The organism is Acidovorax sp. AC410 (assembly GCF_979253235.1).
Window position 1 is genome coordinate 2,264,725 of the sequence record NZ_CEEDCG010000001.1, and the last position, 17,922, is coordinate 2,282,646.

The window sequence follows — 17,922 nt, forward strand, 5'->3', positions numbered from 1 at the left end:
CGCCGTGAGCACCGCCGACATTTCCACGCCTCCCACCACCGCCGGCAGCAATGCGCCCCAGGCGCTGGCCCTCCCGCCGGGCACGCCGCCCGTGGTCGAGGTCCGGGGCCTGTGGAGCGTGTTCGGCAAAGGCAGCGAAGCCTTTGCCGTGCACCAGGACCTGGAGTTCACCGTGCAGCGCGGCGAGATGCTGTCGCTCGTGGGGGGCTCGGGCACCGGCAAGACGGTGCTGCTGCGCCAGATCCTGGGCCTGGCCCGGCCTGCGCGTGGCACGGTCACCGTGCTCGGCCGTCCGGCCTCCGAAATGGGGCGTGAAGGGGCCGCCAGTCGGGTGGGCATGCTGTTCCAGCACGGTGCCCTGTTCTCGGCTTTCAACGTGCTCGACAACGTGGCCTTCGCGCTGCGCGAGCAGGGCACCCTGCCCGACGATCTGGTGCGCGATGCCGCGCTGGTCAAGCTGCAGATGGTGGGCCTCAAGCCCGAGCACGCCACCCGCATGCCGGCCGACCTGTCGGGCGGCATGGTCAAACGCGTGGCCCTGGCGCGCGCGCTGATCATGGACCCGCCGCTGTTGCTGCTCGACGAGCCCACCGCAGGGCTGGACCCGAGCAGTGCCGACGAGTTCTGCGCATTGCTGCGCGAGCTGCACGCGGCGCTGGGCCTCACCATGGTCATGGTCACGCACGACCTCGACACCCTGTTTGCCCTGTCCACCCGGGTGGCCGTGCTGGCCGACAAGAAGGTCATCGTCACCGGCCCGCCTGTTGACGTGGCGCGTTTCAAACACCCCTTCGTCGAGCAATTCTTCATGGGTGAACGTGGCCAGCGCGCCATGGCCCCCCTGGCGGGCTTGCCCGGGCAAGCGCCCGCGGCCCCAACGCAGACTTCCAAGGACGCCTGATGGAAAACAAATCCCACGCACTCGCCGCCGGCATCTTCGTCATCGTGGTGGCCGCCATGCTGGCGGGGCTGGCCATCTGGCTCACGCGCGACAACGCCAACTACGAGCAGTACGAGCTGTCCACCAAGGACGGCGTGAGCGGCCTGCAGCCCCAGGCCACCGTGCGCTACAAGGGCGTGGCCGTGGGCAAGGTCACGCGCATCGGCTTCGATCCCCAGGTGAATGGCAATGTGCTGATCCGCATTGCCGTGAACGAGCAGGCCCCCATCAGCCCCAACACCTTCGCCGTGCTGGGCTACCAGGGCGTCACCGGCCTGGCCCATGTGCAGCTCGACGATGCGGCCGCACCGTACCCCGAGCTGCCCCCGGGCCCGAGCGGCCTGCCGCGCCTGCCGCTCAAGCCTTCGCCGTTTGGCCGCCTGGCCGAGCAGGCGCCGGCCATCCTGGGCCAGGTGGAGGAGGCCACGCGCCGCATCAACCAGCTGCTGGGGGACACCAACCAGAAGCTGCTCACCGAGGCCATCGGCAACATCGGCGAGGCGGCGGGCAGCGTCAACGCCCTCACCAAGCGGCTGGACACCACGGTGCAGACCCGGCTCGATCCGGCCCTGGCGTCGCTGCCCGCACTGGCCGGCGATGCGCGCCAGACGCTGCAGTCACTGCAGAAGGCTGGCACCAGCGTGTCGGACATGGCGGCGGGCATCAATGCCACCAACCAGCGCCTGACCATCGAGGGCGGCCCCATCGACCAGATCACCCAGGGCACCCAGGCGCTCACGCGCGCGGCCGATGCGCTGGGCAGCAACACCCTGCCGCGCGTCACCCGTGCGGCCGATGAACTGTCGCGCACGGCGCGCCAGATCGGCCGGGCTGCCAACAGCGTGAGCGACAACCCGCAGTCCTTCATCTACGGCTCGGGCCGCATCCCGCCCGGGCCGGGCGAAGAGGGTTTCGCCGCACCCGGCGCCGCGCGCTGATGGCGCTGCCCGACGAATTCAAGGAGTACATCGCCATGCTGGATATCCAACGCATTGTCCCGGGACGTCCGGGGCGCCAGGTTGCCGCCCTGGCATGCGCCGCCGCCGTGCTGGCCGGTTGTTCGGCCCTGCCTGGCCCACCCACGCGCGCGGTGCAGTATGACTTCGGCCCTGGCGCCATGGCGACGGCACCGAGCGACCGCCGCGCTCCGCTGCCGCCGCTGGCGCTGGCCGACGTGGAAGCCACCGGCATGCCCGAGAGCAGCACCTCGGTGCTTTACCGGCTGGCCTACGCCGATGCGCAGCAGCCACGCCCCTATGCCGCGGCGCGCTGGAGCCAGCCCCCGGCCGTGCTGGTGCAGCAGCGCATCCGCGAGCACCTGGGCCTGCGCCGGGCCATCCTGAACACCAGCGATGCGGCGGTGCAGGCCCGGGTGGCGAACAAGCGGCCCACCGTGTTGCGCCTGGAGCTCGAAGAGTTCAGCCAGGTGTTCAACAGCGCAACCGAAAGCGCCGGCCTGGTGCGCCTGCGTGCCACCGTTGCGGAGCCCACCCAGTTGGGCGAAAACCTGGTGGGCCAGCGTGTCTTCATCGTGCAACGGCCGGCCACCACGGCCGATGCGGCCGGGGGAACCCGCGCGCTTGCCGAGGCGGCCCAGCAGGCCGCGCGCGAGATCGACGAGTGGCTGGAGCAGGTGGTGCAGGCGCGTTGAGGCGCCAGCCCCCGCAGCGGGCGGTCTGCCGCGATTGAAACACTTTGTGTATTCGGCCCAAACCCTACTTTGGTAGGGTGCCCCGGTGCGCAACCCTCTCCCATAATGGCCCGGACCGTGTTGACGATCTGTTCGGGGCCGCGCAAGTCCCTTGTCGGGCAGCAACCGCAGGCGCTGCCCGACACGGCTTCGCATGGGTCGTCAGTACGTTCCCGGCGCGCACAGGCGCCGGTGCCCGCTGCTGTGGTCAGCCCCGTGCTCGCCGCAGCGAGAAGCTGTCTGTCTTTTTTCTTTCCCGCCCTGTGTGCGTGTGGCTGGGCGGCGCACCTTGCGCTGTACTGCCACCACAGGCTCCGATCCACGTTCATTGCCGAGGTCATTTTCTGTATGTTCTTCAAGCCATCGCTGCTGCGCTCCGCCTGCGCCGCCACCATCGCCCTCGCCGCCACAGCCACCACCACCGCCTGGGCCGGTGACAAGCTCTATGTACAGGACAGCGGCAAGATCATGCTGGTCGATGTGGACGCCAAGTCCCTGACCCTGGTGTCCCGCCCCACGGTGGACGGCTCCATCACCGACATCGCCACCGATGCCGCAGGCACCCTGTACGTGCTGACCTTCAACTCGCTGTACCGCCTGGCCGCCGACGGCAGTGCCGTGCTGCTCGGCAAGCACGGCATCAGCACCGCCAATGCACTGACCTTCGACGGCAGCGGCAAGCTGTTCGCTGCGTCCGCCGTCAACAAGAACCTCTACCAGCTCAACCCCGCCAACGCGCAGTCCACGGTGGTCGGCACGCTGCCCGCACAATCGGCGGGTGACCTGGCCTACCTCAATGGCCGTCTGTTCTTTGCAGGCGAGAACGACTCGCTCGGCATCGTCAACCTGCGCAACAACCAGCAGTCGGCCAACGTCGGCAGCTTCGGCCTGGCGACCTCGGTCTATGGCCTGGCCGAAGGCGACAGCAACACCCTGTATGGAGCGGCATTCACCAAGCTGTTCAAGGTCGATCCGTCGACCGGCTCCATCAGCTACGTGATGGACTTCACGGGCCTGGGGCAAGCTGGCGGCCTGGCGCCGTTCAAGGCGGTGGTCACGCGTTCGGAAGACCGGCTGTTCAACTACGCGGAAGACACCTTCCCCACGCTGTTCAAGCCCTCGTTCTCGCCTTCGCTGACCTACGGCAACCAGTACTACCGTTTCTACCGCGACACGGGCACCATCCTGTCGATCAGCAATGGCCAGCTGAGCTACACCCAGGTGGGCGGCGCGCCTGCTGTGCTGGGGGCGGTGGACACTTTCCTGCCGCTGGCCACCGGCGCCGGATACTGAGCATCCGGTTCCGGCATCGCCAGGCGGCGTCGACCAGCGCAGGGTAGGCTCCTGCGCAAAGGTACCGCCTGGCGAGGCTGGTTTGCATGAGCGGGCCTTGGGGCCCGTTTGTCATTCACGGACTCTTTTCGCTGCGCCCTCGATGCCCGTCACCACACGCGCATAGCGCGCAAAGCTCCAGTAGGCCCAGCCCCAGTCCATGAGCACGACCAGGCGGTTGCGAAAGCCGATCAGGAAGTAGACGTGGGCGAAGAGCCAGAACAGCCAGGCGAAGTAGCCTGAAAAGCGCACCGGGCCGATCGGAGAGGTCAGGTCCACCACGGCGGCATTGCGGCCGATGGTGGCCAGGTTGCCGTAGTCGCGGTAGCGGAACGGCTGGGCGGGTTGCTGGGCCAGGCGGCGCAGTACGTTGGCGGCGGCGGCGCGGCCCATCTGCTTGGCGCCGGGCGAGACGCCGGGCACGGGCGTGGGCTCCTGGCCCGGCACATGGCTCCTGGCGGCAGCCAGGTCACCCACCACGCTGATCTCGGGATGGCCGGGCAGCGTGAGGTCGGGCTCGACCACCACACGGCCTGCGCGGTCGGTGGTGCAGCCGGTGGCCTCGGCCAGCAACCGGCCCAGGGGCGATGCAGCCACTCCGGCAGCCCAGACGATGCACTGGCTGGGAATTGTGTAGCTGGTGGCCGTAGGGTCAGCGCCCGGGGCGGGGCCTGCCACCGTGAGGCCGATGGCATCGATGGCCGTCACCCGCGCATTCACCCGCACTTCCACGCCCAGCTTTTCCAGCTGTTCCTTGGCGCGCTGGCTCAGGGCCTCGGGCATGGCCTGCAGCACGCGTGTGCCGCCTTCGAGCAGGATGATCTTCGCGCTGGCCGGGTCGATGCGGCGGAACTCGCCGGGCAGCGTGTGGCGCGCGATCTCGGCCAGGGTGCCGGCCATCTCCACGCCCGTGGGGCCGCCGCCCACCACCACGAAGTTGAGCCAGGCGGCGCGCCGGGCGGGATCGCCCTCGCGCTCCGCCGCTTCGAAGGCCAGCAGGATGCGGCGGCGAATCTCGAAGGCGTCGTCCAGGGTCTTGAGGCCGGGCGCGAAGGGTGCCCAGTCGTCGCGGCCGAAGTAGCTGTGGGTGGCGCCAGCTGCCACGATCAGGTGGTCGTAGGGCAGGGCATCGCCACCCTGCAGCAGCACGCTGCGTGCCGCGACGTCGATGCGCTCCACCTCGCCGAGCAGTGTGGTCACGTTGGGCTGCTTGCGAAACAGGTGGCGCACGGGCGCGGCAATCGCCGGCGCCGAGAGCCCGGCGGTGGCCACCTGGTACAGCAGGGGCTGGAAGAGGTGGTGGTTGGTCTTGTCGACCACCGTGACATCGATGGCGCTGCCGTGCAGCGCGCGCGCCGCTTCGAGCCCACCGAATCCGCAACCGATGATGACGACCCGGGGGCGGATGGGTGTGTTGGGAATGCTGCTCATGGCTGCATTATGGGCAGTCTGCAGCGGGGTCCCGGAAAGGCACGCCCCGCAGGCTTTGCAGCGTGCGGGGCGTTGTGGCGGCGTGGCCGCTCAAGCGTTCATGAAGCCCAGGTCCAAGGGGTACTCGGCACCGCCGAAGTGGCTCAGGTTGGGCAGCACGCCGGCGATTTCGGTGCTGCTCACGCCGAACCACTTGGCCAGCGTGGCGGCGTACTGGTCCACCGAGGTGCTGGGCAGCAGGCGGCCCTGGCCTACGTGCCACTGGTCGTCGGGTGCGGCGGTGTTGGTGTTGCTGACCGGCGGGGCCGAGCCATAGAAGGCCTTGCCCTTGACGGCGCCACCCACCATCAGGTGGTGGCTGCCCCAGCCGTGGTCCGAGCCATCGCCGTTGGAGTTGAGCGTACGGCCGAAGTCGGAGGCGGTGAAGGCCGTCACCTTGTCGGCGATGCCCAGCTCCACCGTGGCGCTGTGGAAGGCGGTCATCGCATCGCTCAGGCGCTGCATCAGGCCGGGCTGCTGGGAGATCAGGTTGTCGTGCAGGTCGAAGCCGCCCATCGAGACCATGAACACCTGGCGCTTGGTGCCCATGGTGCCGCGTGCGCCGATCAGGCGGGCGACCATCCTGAGCTGGTCCGCCAGGCCGTTGTTGGCGGGGAAGGGCGTGGCCAGGTTCACGCCGGCGATGCCGGTGGTGACCAGCGACTCGGACGTCACGGCGCGCGTCGTCACCCGGTTGTACTCGTTCTCCAGCGTCTGGCTGCTGGTCTGCTGGATCAGGCTGGTCAGCGCCGAGCGCACGGCCGTGGAGCCATAGACGCTGTTCTTGACGCCGTTGATCGGGATCGCACCGCTGGTGCTCACCTGGTACTGCAGGGCCGAGTCGCCCGAGAGGAACACCGCATTGCCCGTGACCGAGATGCAGGTGAACAGCGAGTTGGCGTTGGACGACAGGGCCAGGTCGCCGATGTTGCCGCCCCAGCCGATGGTCGAGCCTTCGGGCGAGGACGACTGCCATACCGACTGCTGGTCGTTGTGCGAGAACAGCTTGGGCGGCAGCGGGTACAGGCTGCGGTTGGAGCCGTTGTACTGGGCGCGGGTCAGCGGCACCACCAGCGGGCCGACGTTGAGCTGCACGGCGGCCTTGCCGTTGTTGAACAGGCCCGTGAGGCCCGACATGGCCGGGTGCAGCGCGTACTGGCGCCCCCCGGGCAGGGCGGCCGTGGGGTTGAGCAGGGTGGCACCCAGTGCGTCCTTGGGGATGGCGATGCCGCCGCCCCCCAGGCCGTTGCCGCCCCGGATGGCGCTGTACTTGAGGTAGCTCGGGTCGTCGTAGGTGACCACGGTGTTGGCATAGTCGTTGCCGCCGTAGAGGAAGACGCAGACCAGGGCCTTGTAGTCGGTGGCGGTGAAGGCGGCGGCCTCGCCCATGGCGGCCAGGTTCAGCGCAAAGGGCAGGGCGGTGCCGGCCAGGCCCAGTTGCGTGGAGCGGCGCAGGAAGGCCCGGCGGGTGTGGAGTTCGGGTTGGAGCAGGTGCATGGCAGCGCGTCCTCTTATTTCTGGATGAGGTACTCGGCCGAGGCCATGACCAGGAAGATCACTGCCGCGATGCGGTTGAGCTTGACGTTGTCGGTGCTGGCGGCCGTGACCGGCGTGGCCTTGATCGCGTCGGAGATCAATTTCACGGTGGCGGCCGACAGCTGGCCTGCGCACATCAGCAGGTTGATGCGTGCGACCAGGGCATCGGGGTCGGTGACCAGCACCATCTCATGGGTGTACAGCGCCTTGATGTCGTAGCCGTTGGTGCCGTTGCTGCTGTTGAAGGGAACATCTGGTGCATTCACGTAGATGCCGTTGCGGATCACGCCCTGGATGTAGTTCAGGTAGCCACCCACGCTGCTTTCGTTGACCAGCTGGAACTCGGGCGCCACGGCGCCGCTTTGGGCCAGGGCCGTGGACGGCGGCACATAGCCGGGCCGAAAGAAGTTGAACACCGAGGGTGAACGCAGCGGGCTCTGGCCCAGCCGCGAACTGGCGGAACTGGTGTCCCCGATCTTCCAGCTGCCGAAGCTGGAGCTGATGTTGAAGGTGCGCCCCCACTGTACCAGGCGCAGCATGGGCTCGCGCAGCTTGCCGAAGCCCGGCTGCGTGAGGCCGGCGGAGGAACGTGCCTCGTCATCGAGCAGGATGGCGCGGACCACCGCCTTCATGTCACCGCGTACGCTGGCGCCGTTGTTGTTGAACACCGTGGCCACGCGCGCCACGTAGGCCGGCGAGGGGTTGCTGGTCACCAGCCTCTGGATCAGCTGCTTGCAAATGAAAGGCGCCACGTTGCCGTGGTAGAACAAGGTGTCCATCGCCGTGGCCAGGGCCGCAGCACCGGGCGCATTGGCCGGGATGCTGGTACCCAGGAAATTCACCGCCAGACTGGAGTGCAGCGAGGCATTGAGCGACATGGGCAGCCGCGTGAAGGCGGTGTTGGGCACCGTGCGGGTGGTGCCTGGCACGGTGCCCTGCTGGTTGAGCGACTGGTTGTAGTCGTAACCCGTGAACACGCGCGCCAGGTTGGTCACGTCGGACTGGCTGTAGCTTTCGATGGGCTGGCCCGCGCCGTCGCGGCGCACGGTGCCGTCAATGTTGAGCATGACCAGCCCGATGGACATGAGCTGCATGACCTCGCGCGCGTAGTTCTCATCGGGCTGGCGGCCCGTGGCGGCGTTCTCCTTCTGATTGCCGCGGGTGTTGAGGTAGTAGCCCATGGCCGGGTTCAGCGACACATCCTGCAGCAGGTTGCGGAAGTTGCCGAACGAATGAAAGACCAGCGTGTCCCAGTAGTGCGCGATGGCGTGGCTGCGCCAGTTGAAGTCCAGCCCCGAGAGCGAGACCACGAAGATCTCCGACAGCGCCAGCGCCACCCGCTTGCGCAGGCTGTCGGGCGATGTCATGAGCTGCGACCAGATCATGCAATCGCCGGGGTAGGTGTTGTCGTAGTAGGCCGTGGAGTTGTCGACCGTCGCGTACCCGCGCTGGTTGAGCCACTCCCAGCCGGAGATGCCGATGGGGGCGTTGAACTGCGCGTTCAGCCAGGCGTCGAACCCGATGGAGCGAACGGTGGCGATGTCCTGCGTGGTGGCTGCAAAGCCCGCCTGCAGCAGAAAGCGCGCCGCCTCCGGGTCGTTGAACGGCCGACCACTGGAGAAGACCGCGTCGCCAAAGCTGGCCAGCGTGCCGACATTGACCACGGCGTTGTTGGTGGGCGGGCCCAGCACCACGACATTGCCCTGGTACACCCCCAGGTAGTTGCGTGTGCCGCCGTAGTAGCGAAAGACGAGCGCGCCGTTGGTGATGCTGGCCTGGTGCGAGTCGAAGTACTGCGGGAACACCATCTCCGCCCAGTCCATCAGCTCGTCGGGTGTGGGCGTGCGGCTGGCCGCCTGGTCCGACCGGAAAGAGCCCGAGCCGCCCATGTCGCCCAGCAAGGGCATGTGGGGAGCGTTGTCCGCCTGCCGTAGCGCCTGGGGCGCCTCGGCTTCAGCCTCACCGCCGCCGCAAGCGGCGAGGGCGGCGCTGGCGGCGGCTGCCGCCGACAGCTTGAGCCAGGGGGAACCCACGGGGTCCGATGCCGTGTGCGCTGCATCGGTAGGCGGCAAGGAAGAGGGTGCGTGGGCGGGCAACGGTGCTGCCAGCGCCGCATCGGAAGCTTCGTGGGCGTGTGTCATAGCGACTTTTGTGAAGATTTGTAGAGAAGTGTAGGCAGCCTCCTACAAAAGTTGCATTCCCTACATGCTAGTAAGCGTTACCAAAAGAAACGCGCAGATGCCGCCACAGAGAGCAGCCGGCGTTTTTTCGATGCATTGCCGCAACACCCGCTTTTCCGGCGATCAAAAACGGCCTGAGCGCTCCAGCGGGTGCTTGTCCGGCAGGCCCGTAGGCGTGCGCCGACGTGGGTTCCACGGTGCGGACTACGCGCTGCAGGCGGACTCGTTCTTACAGTCTCTCCATCGCATCACGCAAGTGTTCCACGCAATCCGAGTGGATGGCTGAAGCGAATTTTTTCGAGGATGCACACCATGAACGAAGACACCATCAAGGGCAACTGGAAGCAGTTCAAAGGCAAGATCACCGAGCAGTGGGGCAAGCTCACCAACGATGACCTGGACGTCATCGATGGCAAGCGCGAACAGTTCCTGGGCAAGCTGCAGGAACGCCAGGGCATTGCCCGCGATGCTGCCGAAAAGCAGCTCAGCGACTGGCAGAGCCGCCATCCTGACTTCCGCTTCAACGACTGACAAGTCCGTGGCGCACCGGTTGCCAGAACCCTCCAGGGCTCCCGGCCCTGCAGTTGGCGGGCCACCGGATGCCCATAGCGCTTTCAACACCCCCTAAAAGACAACCCTGAGACCCGAGGAGATAACCATGAAATTCGCCCGTACCCTGATCGCTTCCATCGCAGCCGGCCTGCTGGCTACTTCCGCCATGGCCATGACCGACGCCGAGTACAAGACGGCCAAGGACAAGATCTCGGCCGACTACAAAGCCGCCAAGACCAACTGCGACACCCTGAAGGACAATGCCAAGGACATCTGCGTCAAGGAAGCCAAGGGCGCCGAAAACGTCGCCAAGGCCGAACTGGACGCCCAGCACAAGCCTTCCGACAAGGCCACGAACAAGGCCCGCATGGCACGTGCCGATGCCGACTACGACGTGGCCAAGGAAAAGTGCGATGACCTCAAGGGCAACGCCAAGGACGTGTGTGTGAAGGATGCCAAGGCAGCCCATACCAGCGCCAAGGAAAACGCCAAGGTGGCAAAGGCCGCAGCCAAGCCTGCCGACAACGCCGCCGAAAAGGGCGCCCAGGTCGCCGAAGCCCGCAAGGACGCCACGGCCGAGAAGAACGAAGCCAACTACAAGGCCGCCAAGGAGCGCTGCGACGCCATGAGCGGTGACGCCAAGTCCAAGTGTGTGGACGACGCCAAGCGCATGTACGGCCAGAGCTAAATCGGTCCCGCCCCTGCATCACGGCCTCTGTGCTGATGGTGCGCCACCGAGCCCCGCACTGTGCGGGGCTTTTTCATGGGCAGCGCCACGTTGCGCGGCGAGCTGACCTGCATCAAAGTCTTGCGGCCCGCACCCGCCTAAGCTGGCCACTCGATTGGCTTGCAAGAACGGAACGGCACATGGCAGCACTGGAATGGTCGGACGCACTGGCACTGGACCTGCCGTTGATGGATGAAACCCATGAGGAGTTCGTCGCGCTCCTGGCCCGGGTGGAGCGCTCGGACGACGCGCAGTTGCTCGCCTGCTGGCAGGCACTCGTCGCCCACACCGAACAGCACTTCGGCATGGAGGACCAGTGGATGGCCTCCACGCGCTTTGCTTCGGGCAACTGCCACAGCATGCAGCACAAGGTGGTGCTGCAGGTCATGCGAGAGGGTGCGCTGCGTGCCGTGCAGGGTGACCTGCAGGTACTGCGCATGATGGCCGCCGAGCTGGCGCTGTGGTTTCCCCAGCATGCGCAGACCATGGATGCGGCGTTGGCGCTGCACCTGCGCCGCGTGGGCTTCGATGCGTCCACCGGCGTGGTGAACGCACCCGAGGCGCTGCCCGGCGGGCTGGTGCATGGCTGTGGCGCAGCGGGCTGCTCGCCTGCGGTACCTGCAACGCCTTCGGCACAGCCGGTGGCTGCCTGAGCGGCCGGCTGCGCCTGTCTCAGTGCGCCAGCCGGCCCGCCGGATGGCGCGGCAGCAACAGGATCGCCATGTGCCACGACAGGTCGCGCAGCGCCGCGCGCAGTGCGGCCGAGGCCGGTGGGCCGGATGTGCCCTGGGGGCCGTAGGCCGCCCGCAGCACGGCCTGCTTGGCGCATTGCAGCGCGGCCCGGTCGTGTGCCTGCAGGGCGGCCAGCAACTGGTCGCGGTAGCGTTGGACACGCAGGGCTTCAGCGCCCGACAAAGGCCGTGCCGGCTCTGCGACAGGCGCTGCCAGGTGTTGCTCCCAGGCCGAGGGAGGCTGTGTGGCGGACGTGTTCACGAAGGGCTCCCCGGCTGGGTGGCGGTGGCCAGTCCCGGTTGGGCGGGTGGGCGGGGCGTGCTGGCGGGCGGGGTCAGCCCATACCAGTTGACCTTGCGGGTCAGCACCATCACGGCCGCCAGCACCAGGAAGAGCGCGATAGCGCCCACCGCCAGCGCGGTCTGCTCCAGCTGCAGCAGCACGTAGAGCAGGCCATACAGCAGGGCGATGGCCGCGCCCAGCGGAATGCCGCGCGCCAGGCTGCCCAGCATGTGGCTCGCGTAGTAGGCCAGCAGCAGCACGCAGGCGGTGGCCGCGATGCCGTAGGCCATGCCAAAGGGCAGGTGCTCCGACAGGCTCACCAGCAGCAAAAAGAAGCTGCACAGTGCGCTGCCCACGAGCAGGTACTGCACCGGGTGTACGCGCAGCTTCTTCATGAGCTCGAACAGGCCCACGGCCACAAAGGTCAGCGCGATGAACAGCACGCCGTACTTGGTGGCCCGGTCGGCCAGCGTGTAGGGGTTGACCGGGTCGACGAAGGCCACGCTGAAGCTGTCGGCGCAGTCGCTGGCGGTGCCGCCGCCCGGTGCCGCGTACTCGTTCGGGCTGTCCTGGCCATTCACGCAGATGCGCTTGCTGTTGGCGATGTCCTGCTGGGCCGTGGTGGCGAGGGACGACAGGCGCCACTGCGCGGTGAACCCCTCTTTCGTCACCTCGCGCTCGGAGGGAAGAAACCGCCCCGAGAACGAGGGGTGTGGCCAGCCGCTGGTCATCTGCACCTCGGTGCTGCCGCCCAGGGGCACGATGGACAGGCGCTCGGTGCCTACCAGTTCCAGGTCCAGCGTCGCGGTCAGGCCCTCGGCCCGGCCGCGCACCGACTCGGGCAGGCTGGCGTGCAGGCCGCGCGTGTAGGTGGGGTGGAAGGTGCCGGGTTTGAGCGGCAGCGCCTGCTCGCCCAGCGTGACCTGGGCCATGCGGATGCCGCGGGCGTCGCCCACAGCCACCATCAGGATCGGTGCGCCGCAGTGCATGCGCGAGCCCTTCATGGTGCTTTGCGGCTGCAGGCTGCCGAGCGCGCCCCACTGCGCGGTGATGTGCGACTTGAGGTTGAAGGTGTTGACCTTGTGCAGCCCGCGCGCGCGTTCTTCCATCGCGGCGCCGGTGCGCAGCTTGAGCTGATCGGGCATGGCCGTGAGCAGGAACTCACGGCGCTGCTCCACCGTGCGGCGCTCCTCGCCCTTGCCGGTCTCCACGTCCCAGCTTTCCACACAGGCGCTGTGGATCATCGGGCCCATCAGTGTCTGCGGACCGGCCAGGCTGTCGGCCACGCTCTGCGCCGTCATGCTGCGGTAGCGCTGCCGGTCGCGCACCACGTCCTCGATCAGGCCCAGGCCGACCATGAGCAGCAGCACGATGGCCGCAAGCCCCAGCAGTTTGATGAACAAGGGGTGTTTCAAGAAATCCTCCACAGGTGATGAATGTGCAGGCAGTGTTGGCGGTGGGTGTGAGGGGGCGATGAAGTTTGTGAGGCGGGTGTGAAGTGCACCCGAGCTGGCAGAATGGACCGTCTTCATCAGCAAGCATTGGAAGAGAAGTGCCATGCGAAAAGCCTCTCGATTCATGCCCAGGGCGCGACGCCCCGTCCCGTCATGGCGCGAACGCCTGTTCGTGGCCGTTGCCGCATTGGCACTGCTGGGGGCACTGCTGTCCGCCTTGTGGGCCCATCCCCTCACCGTGTGCTCGGTAGCCGCAGTACTGGGGACCCTGGTTGTTGTCGAGGGGCGGCGGCAGGAAAAGCGCCTGGCGCAGTGGGTGCAGGCACGCTCGGGAGAGTCCATCTGCCAGTTCGCACGCGCCATCGACTGCCGGAAGGTGGACACCTGGGTCGTCCGGTCGGTGTACGAGGAGCTTCAGAGCTATTACTCGGCAAGATGGCTGCTGCCGCTGCGAGCGACAGACCGTCTGGAGGACGACCTGCGGTTGGACTCCGAAGACCTGGACGATCTTTTGGTGGATATGGCCCAGCGCGCGGGCCGCGACCTCTCTTGTCCGCAGGCCAATCCCTTCTACGACCGGGTCACCACCGTTGGTGACCTGATCCACTTCCTGAACGCCCAGCCACGGCTTGCCACCGCTGGCTAGACGCTGCGGAACTCCAGCTCCACCCGCAAGCCCGGCGCCGTATTGCGCACCGCCATCTGCCCGCCGTGCAGCGCCATCACGCGCCGCACGATGGCCAGGCCCAGGCCCGAGCCGCTGCGCTCGCCGCCGGGCCGGGCGGTGGTGAAGAAGCGCTCGCCCAGGCGGGGCAGGGCGTAGTCGGGCACGCCGGGGCCGCTGTCCTGCACGGCCACGGTGGCGCCGACCAGTTCCACCTGCACGCTGCTGCCGGCGGGGGCAAAGTCGATGGCGTTGTCCAGCAGGTTGGTCAAGGCCAGGGTCACCAGTTCCGACTCCCACGGCCCGCTGGCGCCGCTGCCGGTGATGGCCAGGGTGATGCCGCGCTGGCCCGCGCGGCCCCGGGTCTGGGCCACGGCCGCTTCTGCGCAGCCCTGCAGCGCCACGGGGGCCTGGGCGTCGGCATGGTGGCGCTGTTCCAGTTTGCTCAGCTCCAGCAGGCGGTCGATGATGCGCTGCAGGCGCTCGCTCTGCTGCACCACCTGGGTCGCGAACTCGGTCCGGTCGGCGGCGGGCAGCTCGTCCTGCAGCAGCTCGCCTGCACCGCGGATGGCGGCCACGGGGCTCTTGAGTTCGTGGGTGAGCGCGCGCACATAGCCCTCGATGTAGTCGCGCCCTTCCAGCCGCGCACGCATGCGGTCCATGGCACGGGCCAGGTCACCCAGCTCGCCGGGCACCTCGGGCACCGCCAGGGCCGGGGTGGGCGGCGAGTCCCGGTCGCCAGCGGCGGGGCCCTGCACACTGAGCGCGTAGTCGCGCAGCTTGCGCACGTTCCACACCATCCACAGCGTCACCGCCACGCCCACGGCGGCCGACAGCGCCAGCAGCAATACGCCGCTGGCCAGCACCTTGTTCTCGGCCCGGTCGATGAAGCGCTGCACCGTGCGCGTGGGCTTGGCCACGGTGAGAACGCCGACGATGCGGCGTTCGCCGGCGCTGTGGCCAGGCGCATAGATGGGCGCCGCCACGTGCATCACGCCGCTGGCATCGTCGTCCGGTACATCGCGGGTGGATCGCGCGCCGTACTCCCCGCGCAGGGTGCGCGCCACGTCGCGCCACTGCGAATAGTCGGCGCCCACGGCGCGGTTCTCCGAATCGAACAGCACCCGGCCCGCGGCGTCCGTCACGTAGATGCGGTAGTCCAGCGACTGCTTGGACAGGCCCCAGATCGCCGCGTCGATGGGCCGCGTGGCGTAGATGCGGACATGCCGGGCAAAGGCGCTCTCCACCGCGCCGTTGTCCAGTCGGCCAGCCACCAGGTCGTCGCTGGCCAGCTCGGCCAGGATGTTGGCCGTGTCCACCATCATGTCCTCCATCACCTCGCGCACGCTGGGCTTGATCTCTGCGGTGAACACGCGCAGCACGAAGAACGCGGCGATGCCGTTGATCAGGAAGAAGGCGAACAGCAGGCGGATGCCCAGGCGCATAGGCGGCAGTCCTTGTCTACAGGTCCAGGCAGTAGCCCATGCCGCGGTGTGTGCTGATGTATTCGTGGCCGGCATCAACCTCGCGCAGCTTGGCGCGCAGCGTCTTGATGTGCGTGTCCACCGTGCGGTCGGTGCTCTCGCTGTCGTCGCCCCAGGCTGCATTGAGCAGCGCATCGCGCGAGTGGATGCGCCCCGCGCCGCGCAGCAGGCAGGCCAGCAGCCGGTACTCGCGCCGGGTCAGCGCCAGCGGCTGGCCGCGCAGGCTGATGCGCTGGCCGGTCTCGTCGTCGTGGAACAACGGGGCAGGGGCCGCAGCGGCTGCGGCAAGCGCCTGGGTCCCCGCGCGGCGCAACAGGGCCTTCACGCGCGCGGCCAGCTCGCGCGGGCTGAAGGGCTTGGCCAAGTAGTCGTCGGCGCCCAGCTCAAGGCCCAGCACGCGGTCGATTTCTTCACCGTGCGCGCTGAGCACCAGCACCGGCAGGGTGGCGGTGGCTGGCGCACCACGCAGTTCGCGCAGCAGGTCCAGGCCGCTGCCGTCGGGCAGGCCCACGTCCAGCACCAGCAGGTCGAAGGGCTGCTGGCGCATCTGCTGGCGTGCATCGTGCACCAGCAGGCTGTGCGTCACCGCCAGGCCCTCGCGCTCCAGCGCATAGGCCACGGTGCGCGCAATCGCCGGGTCGTCCTCCAGCAGCAGCAACCGTGCCGGCATGGCGCGAGCAGCGAAACTCAACGCGCCACCAGCACCGGAAACAGCTTGCCCAGGCCGTCGGCCATCACCTCCACGGCCAGCGCCGCGAGGATCAGGCCCATGAGCCGCGTCATCACGTTGATGCCGGTCTTGCCCAGCACGCGCGCGATCGGGTCGGCCAGCGAGAAGCACACGGCCGTGGCCAGCGCGATCACCACGCCATAGCCCACCAGCGCCAGCTGCTGCCAGATGGTCTGCGCCCTGTCGGCGTAGATCACCACGGTGGACATGCTGGCCGGCCCCGTGAGCAGCGGAATGGTCAGTGGCACCACCGCGATGCTGGAGCCCGTGGCCGCCTTCTCCACGCCTTCCTCCAGCTCATTGGTCATGGGCTTGGCCTCGGCCGGCTGGGCGTTGAGCATGTTCATCGCGCTGATCAACAGCAGCATGCCGCCGCCCACCTGGAAGCTCTGCAGCGAGATGTTGAAGAACTCCAGGATTTGCAGGCCCAGCAGCGCACAGGCCGCGATCACGCAGAACGAGGCAAACGCCGCCGTGCGGATCGTGGCGCGCCGCTGCGCCGCCGAAAACCCCTGCGTGTAGTGGATGAAGAAGGGCACGATGGCCAGCGGGTTCACGATGGCCAGCAAGGTGATGAGTGGTTTCAGGTCCATATCAACGGCCTCCAGAGACGTCTAAAAATGACATGGTGGTGTAGGGCGATGCATCGGACATCAGCCACACGATGGCCTGGGCCACCTCCTCGGCGGTGCCGCCGCGCTGCATGGGCACCTGGTGGGCCAGGTCCTGCACCCGGTCGGGCAGGCCGCCACTGGCGTGGATTTCGGTCTCGATCAGTCCCGGGCGCACAGCGTTCACGCGGATGCCCTCGGCTGCCACCTCGCGCGCCAGGCCGATGGTGAAGCTGTCGATGGCACCCTTGCTGGCCGCATAGTCCACATACTGGTGGGCCGAGCCCAGGCGCGAGGCGGCGCTCGAGACGTTGACGATGGAGCCGCCCGTGCCGCCATGGCGCGTGCTCATGCGGCGCACGGCTTCGCGGGCGCAGACGATGCTGCCAATCACATTCGTTTCGAACATGCGGCGCAGGCGCCCCACGTCCATCTCGTCCACGCGGGCTGTCACGTCCACCACCCCGGCGTTGTTCACCAGGGCCGTGAGGCGGCCGAGCTGCGCATCCACGGCGGTGAACATGGCCAGTACCTGGTCCTCATGCGCCACGTCGCCTTGCACGGCGATGGCCTTGCCGCCCTGTGCGTTGATCTGGCGCACCACCGCCTCGGCAGCAGCCTGGTTGGCCTGGTAGTTCACGGCCACGGCCCAGCCCTGGCGGGCGGCCAGCAGGGCGGTGGCGGCGCCAATGCCCCGGCTGCCCCCTGTGATCAATGCAACTTTGTCCAAATCAGCGTCTCCTGCAAGAATGGGGCATTACAGCATTGCCAGGGGGCTTTGCGGGGCCTGGTTAGCCCGCTTTCATTCCCTGTCTGTCTGGTTTTTGTCGTCTTCAAGGAGTTGCACCATGGGTCAGTTTGTCGATCTGAAGTCCGCCGACGGCTTCGTCTTTCCCGCCTGGGTGGCCGAGCCCGACACCGCGCCGCGCGGCGCCGTGGTGGTGCTGCAGGAGATCTTCGGGGTCAATTCGCACATCCGCGCCGTCGCCGACCGCCTGGCCGCGCGCGGCTACCTGGCCGTGGCGCCCGCCACCTTCCACCGCGTGAAGCAGGGCGTGGAGCTGGGCTACACCGCAGAGGATGTGTCCGCCGGCGCGGCGCTCAAGGCCGCGGTGGAAGGCCTGCCCGCCCCCGGCGTGCTGCCGGACATCCAGGCCGCCATCGACTACGCGGGTGAGCGCAGTGGCCGCAAGGTTGGGATCGTGGGCTTTTGCTGGGGGGGGCTGCTGACCTGGCGCTCGGCCTGCCTGCTCCAGGGCCTGTCGGCCGCCGTGCCCTACTACGGTGGTGGCGTCACCACCGAGACCGAGGCCGCGCGCCAGCCCCAGGTGCCCGTGCTGGCCCACTTCGGCCAGCGCGACAAGCACATCCCGGTGGATGGCGTGCAGGCCTTCGCGCGTACCCACCCCGAGGTGGAGGTGCATATCTACGAGGCCGACCACGGCTTCAACTGCGACCAGCGCGGCAGCTACGACGAGGCCTCGGCCCTGGCCGCGCGCGACCGCACGCTGGGCTTCTTCGACAAGCACCTGGGCTGA

Annotated in this window: 18 protein-coding genes; 9 read left to right on the forward strand and 9 right to left on the reverse strand. The window is 68.0% G+C overall.

The window, feature by feature from the left end; genetic code table 11:
- The first annotated feature begins 4 nt into the window (after positions 1 to 4).
- From AC0IZS_RS10485 to AC0IZS_RS10500, 4 genes are all read left to right on the forward strand, one after another.
- Positions 5 to 901: an ABC transporter ATP-binding protein gene (locus AC0IZS_RS10485; protein WP_471635583.1), complete on the forward strand. Its 897-nt coding sequence runs from the start codon at positions 5 to 7 to the stop codon at positions 899 to 901.
- Complete coding sequence (locus AC0IZS_RS10490) at positions 901 to 1,878, forward strand: MlaD family protein (protein ID WP_145694405.1); 978 nt, start codon at positions 901 to 903, stop codon at positions 1,876 to 1,878. Before AC0IZS_RS10485 ends, AC0IZS_RS10490 begins: the two co-directional genes overlap by 1 nt.
- A 35-nt stretch (positions 1,879 to 1,913) precedes the next feature.
- The gene (locus AC0IZS_RS10495; RefSeq protein WP_471635584.1) at positions 1,914 to 2,591 is read left to right on the forward strand and encodes an ABC-type transport auxiliary lipoprotein family protein; all 678 of its coding nucleotides are present in this window, start codon (positions 1,914 to 1,916) and stop codon (positions 2,589 to 2,591) included.
- A gap of 387 nt (positions 2,592 to 2,978) precedes the next feature.
- Positions 2,979 to 3,923, forward strand: coding sequence for an NHL repeat-containing protein (locus tag AC0IZS_RS10500; RefSeq protein WP_471635585.1), 945 nt, complete (start codon positions 2,979 to 2,981; stop codon positions 3,921 to 3,923).
- A 111-nt stretch (positions 3,924 to 4,034) separates the two neighbouring features.
- Here the strand turns inward: AC0IZS_RS10500 and AC0IZS_RS10505 are convergent, their stop codons facing one another.
- The 3 genes from AC0IZS_RS10505 to AC0IZS_RS10515 form a co-directional block, all read right to left on the reverse strand.
- Positions 4,035 to 5,393, reverse strand: a complete 1,359-nt coding sequence (locus AC0IZS_RS10505) for an NAD(P)/FAD-dependent oxidoreductase (protein WP_471635586.1) — start codon at positions 5,391 to 5,393, stop codon at positions 4,035 to 4,037.
- A gap of 90 nt (positions 5,394 to 5,483) precedes the next feature.
- The gene (locus AC0IZS_RS10510) at positions 5,484 to 6,929 is read right to left on the reverse strand and encodes a DUF1501 domain-containing protein (RefSeq protein ID WP_471635587.1); all 1,446 of its coding nucleotides are present in this window, start codon (positions 6,927 to 6,929) and stop codon (positions 5,484 to 5,486) included.
- Between the two features lie 14 nt (positions 6,930 to 6,943).
- Positions 6,944 to 9,109 (reverse strand): DUF1800 domain-containing protein, encoded by a 2,166-nt coding sequence (locus AC0IZS_RS10515; protein ID WP_471635588.1) that lies wholly within the window; start codon positions 9,107 to 9,109, stop codon positions 6,944 to 6,946.
- Between the two features lie 351 nt (positions 9,110 to 9,460).
- On the opposite strand from AC0IZS_RS10515, the gene AC0IZS_RS10520 reads away from it, so the two are divergent.
- The 3 genes from AC0IZS_RS10520 (at position 9,461) to AC0IZS_RS10530 (ending at position 11,080) form a co-directional block, all read left to right on the forward strand.
- Entirely contained in the window at positions 9,461 to 9,679 is a 219-nt protein-coding gene (locus AC0IZS_RS10520; protein WP_007851196.1) for a CsbD family protein, read from the forward strand.
- Between the two features lie 127 nt (positions 9,680 to 9,806).
- The gene (locus tag AC0IZS_RS10525; protein WP_471635589.1) at positions 9,807 to 10,388 is read left to right on the forward strand and encodes a hypothetical protein; all 582 of its coding nucleotides are present in this window, start codon (positions 9,807 to 9,809) and stop codon (positions 10,386 to 10,388) included.
- A 179-nt stretch (positions 10,389 to 10,567) separates the two neighbouring features.
- Positions 10,568 to 11,080, forward strand: a complete 513-nt coding sequence (locus AC0IZS_RS10530; protein ID WP_471635590.1) for a hemerythrin domain-containing protein — start codon at positions 10,568 to 10,570, stop codon at positions 11,078 to 11,080.
- Positions 11,081 to 11,099: 19 nt separating this feature from the next.
- On the opposite strand, the gene AC0IZS_RS10535 is transcribed toward AC0IZS_RS10530, so the two are convergent.
- Positions 11,100 to 11,420, reverse strand: coding sequence for a hypothetical protein (locus AC0IZS_RS10535; RefSeq protein ID WP_471635591.1), 321 nt, complete (start codon positions 11,418 to 11,420; stop codon positions 11,100 to 11,102).
- Positions 11,417 to 12,856 carry a cell envelope integrity protein CreD gene (gene creD / locus AC0IZS_RS10540; protein ID WP_471635592.1) on the reverse strand — a complete coding sequence of 480 codons (1,440 nt, stop codon included), beginning with the start codon at positions 12,854 to 12,856 and terminating at the stop codon, positions 11,417 to 11,419. Before creD ends, AC0IZS_RS10535 begins: the two co-directional genes overlap by 4 nt.
- Positions 12,857 to 12,998: 142 nt before the next feature.
- Between creD and AC0IZS_RS10545 the strand changes: the two genes are divergently transcribed.
- Positions 12,999 to 13,541, forward strand: coding sequence for a hypothetical protein (locus AC0IZS_RS10545; protein ID WP_471635593.1), 543 nt, complete (start codon positions 12,999 to 13,001; stop codon positions 13,539 to 13,541).
- Here the strand turns inward: AC0IZS_RS10545 and creC are convergent.
- The 4 genes from creC to AC0IZS_RS10565 are packed head-to-tail and all read right to left on the reverse strand — an operon-like array spanning position 13,538 to position 17,114.
- Complete coding sequence (creC, locus tag AC0IZS_RS10550; RefSeq protein WP_471635594.1) at positions 13,538 to 15,004, reverse strand: two-component system sensor histidine kinase CreC; 1,467 nt, start codon at positions 15,002 to 15,004, stop codon at positions 13,538 to 13,540. The genes AC0IZS_RS10545 and creC overlap by 4 nt on opposite strands.
- Positions 15,005 to 15,020: 16 nt before the next feature.
- Positions 15,021 to 15,713 carry a two-component system response regulator CreB gene (creB, locus tag AC0IZS_RS10555; RefSeq protein ID WP_471635595.1) on the reverse strand — a complete coding sequence of 231 codons (693 nt, stop codon included), beginning with the start codon at positions 15,711 to 15,713 and terminating at the stop codon, positions 15,021 to 15,023.
- A gap of 17 nt (positions 15,714 to 15,730) precedes the next feature.
- A complete protein-coding gene (locus AC0IZS_RS10560) occupies positions 15,731 to 16,366 on the reverse strand; it encodes a MarC family protein (RefSeq protein WP_057202598.1) in 636 nt (211 codons plus the stop codon).
- Position 16,367: 1 nt separating this feature from the next.
- Positions 16,368 to 17,114 (reverse strand): SDR family oxidoreductase, encoded by a 747-nt coding sequence (locus AC0IZS_RS10565; RefSeq protein WP_471635596.1) that lies wholly within the window; start codon positions 17,112 to 17,114, stop codon positions 16,368 to 16,370.
- Between the two features lie 118 nt (positions 17,115 to 17,232).
- Here AC0IZS_RS10565 and AC0IZS_RS10570 point away from each other — a divergent pair, with 118 nt between their 5' ends.
- Complete coding sequence (locus AC0IZS_RS10570) at positions 17,233 to 17,922, forward strand: dienelactone hydrolase family protein (RefSeq protein WP_471635597.1); 690 nt, start codon at positions 17,233 to 17,235, stop codon at positions 17,920 to 17,922.

Coding starts and splice junctions, on each gene's coding strand:
- AC0IZS_RS10490 (WP_145694405.1), top strand. CDS start 901: ATGGAAAACAAATCCCACGCACTCGCCGCCGGCATCTTCGTCATCGTG.
- AC0IZS_RS10495 (WP_471635584.1), top strand. CDS start 1,914: ATGCTGGATATCCAACGCATTGTCCCGGGACGTCCGGGGCGCCAGGTT.
- AC0IZS_RS10500 (WP_471635585.1), top strand. CDS start 2,979: ATGTTCTTCAAGCCATCGCTGCTGCGCTCCGCCTGCGCCGCCACCATC.
- AC0IZS_RS10505 (WP_471635586.1), bottom strand. CDS start 5,393: ATGAGCAGCATTCCCAACACACCCATCCGCCCCCGGGTCGTCATCATC.
- AC0IZS_RS10510 (WP_471635587.1), bottom strand. CDS start 6,929: ATGCACCTGCTCCAACCCGAACTCCACACCCGCCGGGCCTTCCTGCGC.
- AC0IZS_RS10515 (WP_471635588.1), bottom strand. CDS start 9,109: ATGACACACGCCCACGAAGCTTCCGATGCGGCGCTGGCAGCACCGTTG.
- AC0IZS_RS10520 (WP_007851196.1), top strand. CDS start 9,461: ATGAACGAAGACACCATCAAGGGCAACTGGAAGCAGTTCAAAGGCAAG.
- AC0IZS_RS10525 (WP_471635589.1), top strand. CDS start 9,807: ATGAAATTCGCCCGTACCCTGATCGCTTCCATCGCAGCCGGCCTGCTG.
- AC0IZS_RS10530 (WP_471635590.1), top strand. CDS start 10,568: ATGGCAGCACTGGAATGGTCGGACGCACTGGCACTGGACCTGCCGTTG.
- AC0IZS_RS10545 (WP_471635593.1), top strand. CDS start 12,999: ATGCGAAAAGCCTCTCGATTCATGCCCAGGGCGCGACGCCCCGTCCCG.
- creC (WP_471635594.1), bottom strand. CDS start 15,004: ATGCGCCTGGGCATCCGCCTGCTGTTCGCCTTCTTCCTGATCAACGGC.
- creB (WP_471635595.1), bottom strand. CDS start 15,713: ATGCCGGCACGGTTGCTGCTGCTGGAGGACGACCCGGCGATTGCGCGC.
- AC0IZS_RS10560 (WP_057202598.1), bottom strand. CDS start 16,366: ATGGACCTGAAACCACTCATCACCTTGCTGGCCATCGTGAACCCGCTG.
- AC0IZS_RS10570 (WP_471635597.1), top strand. CDS start 17,233: ATGGGTCAGTTTGTCGATCTGAAGTCCGCCGACGGCTTCGTCTTTCCC.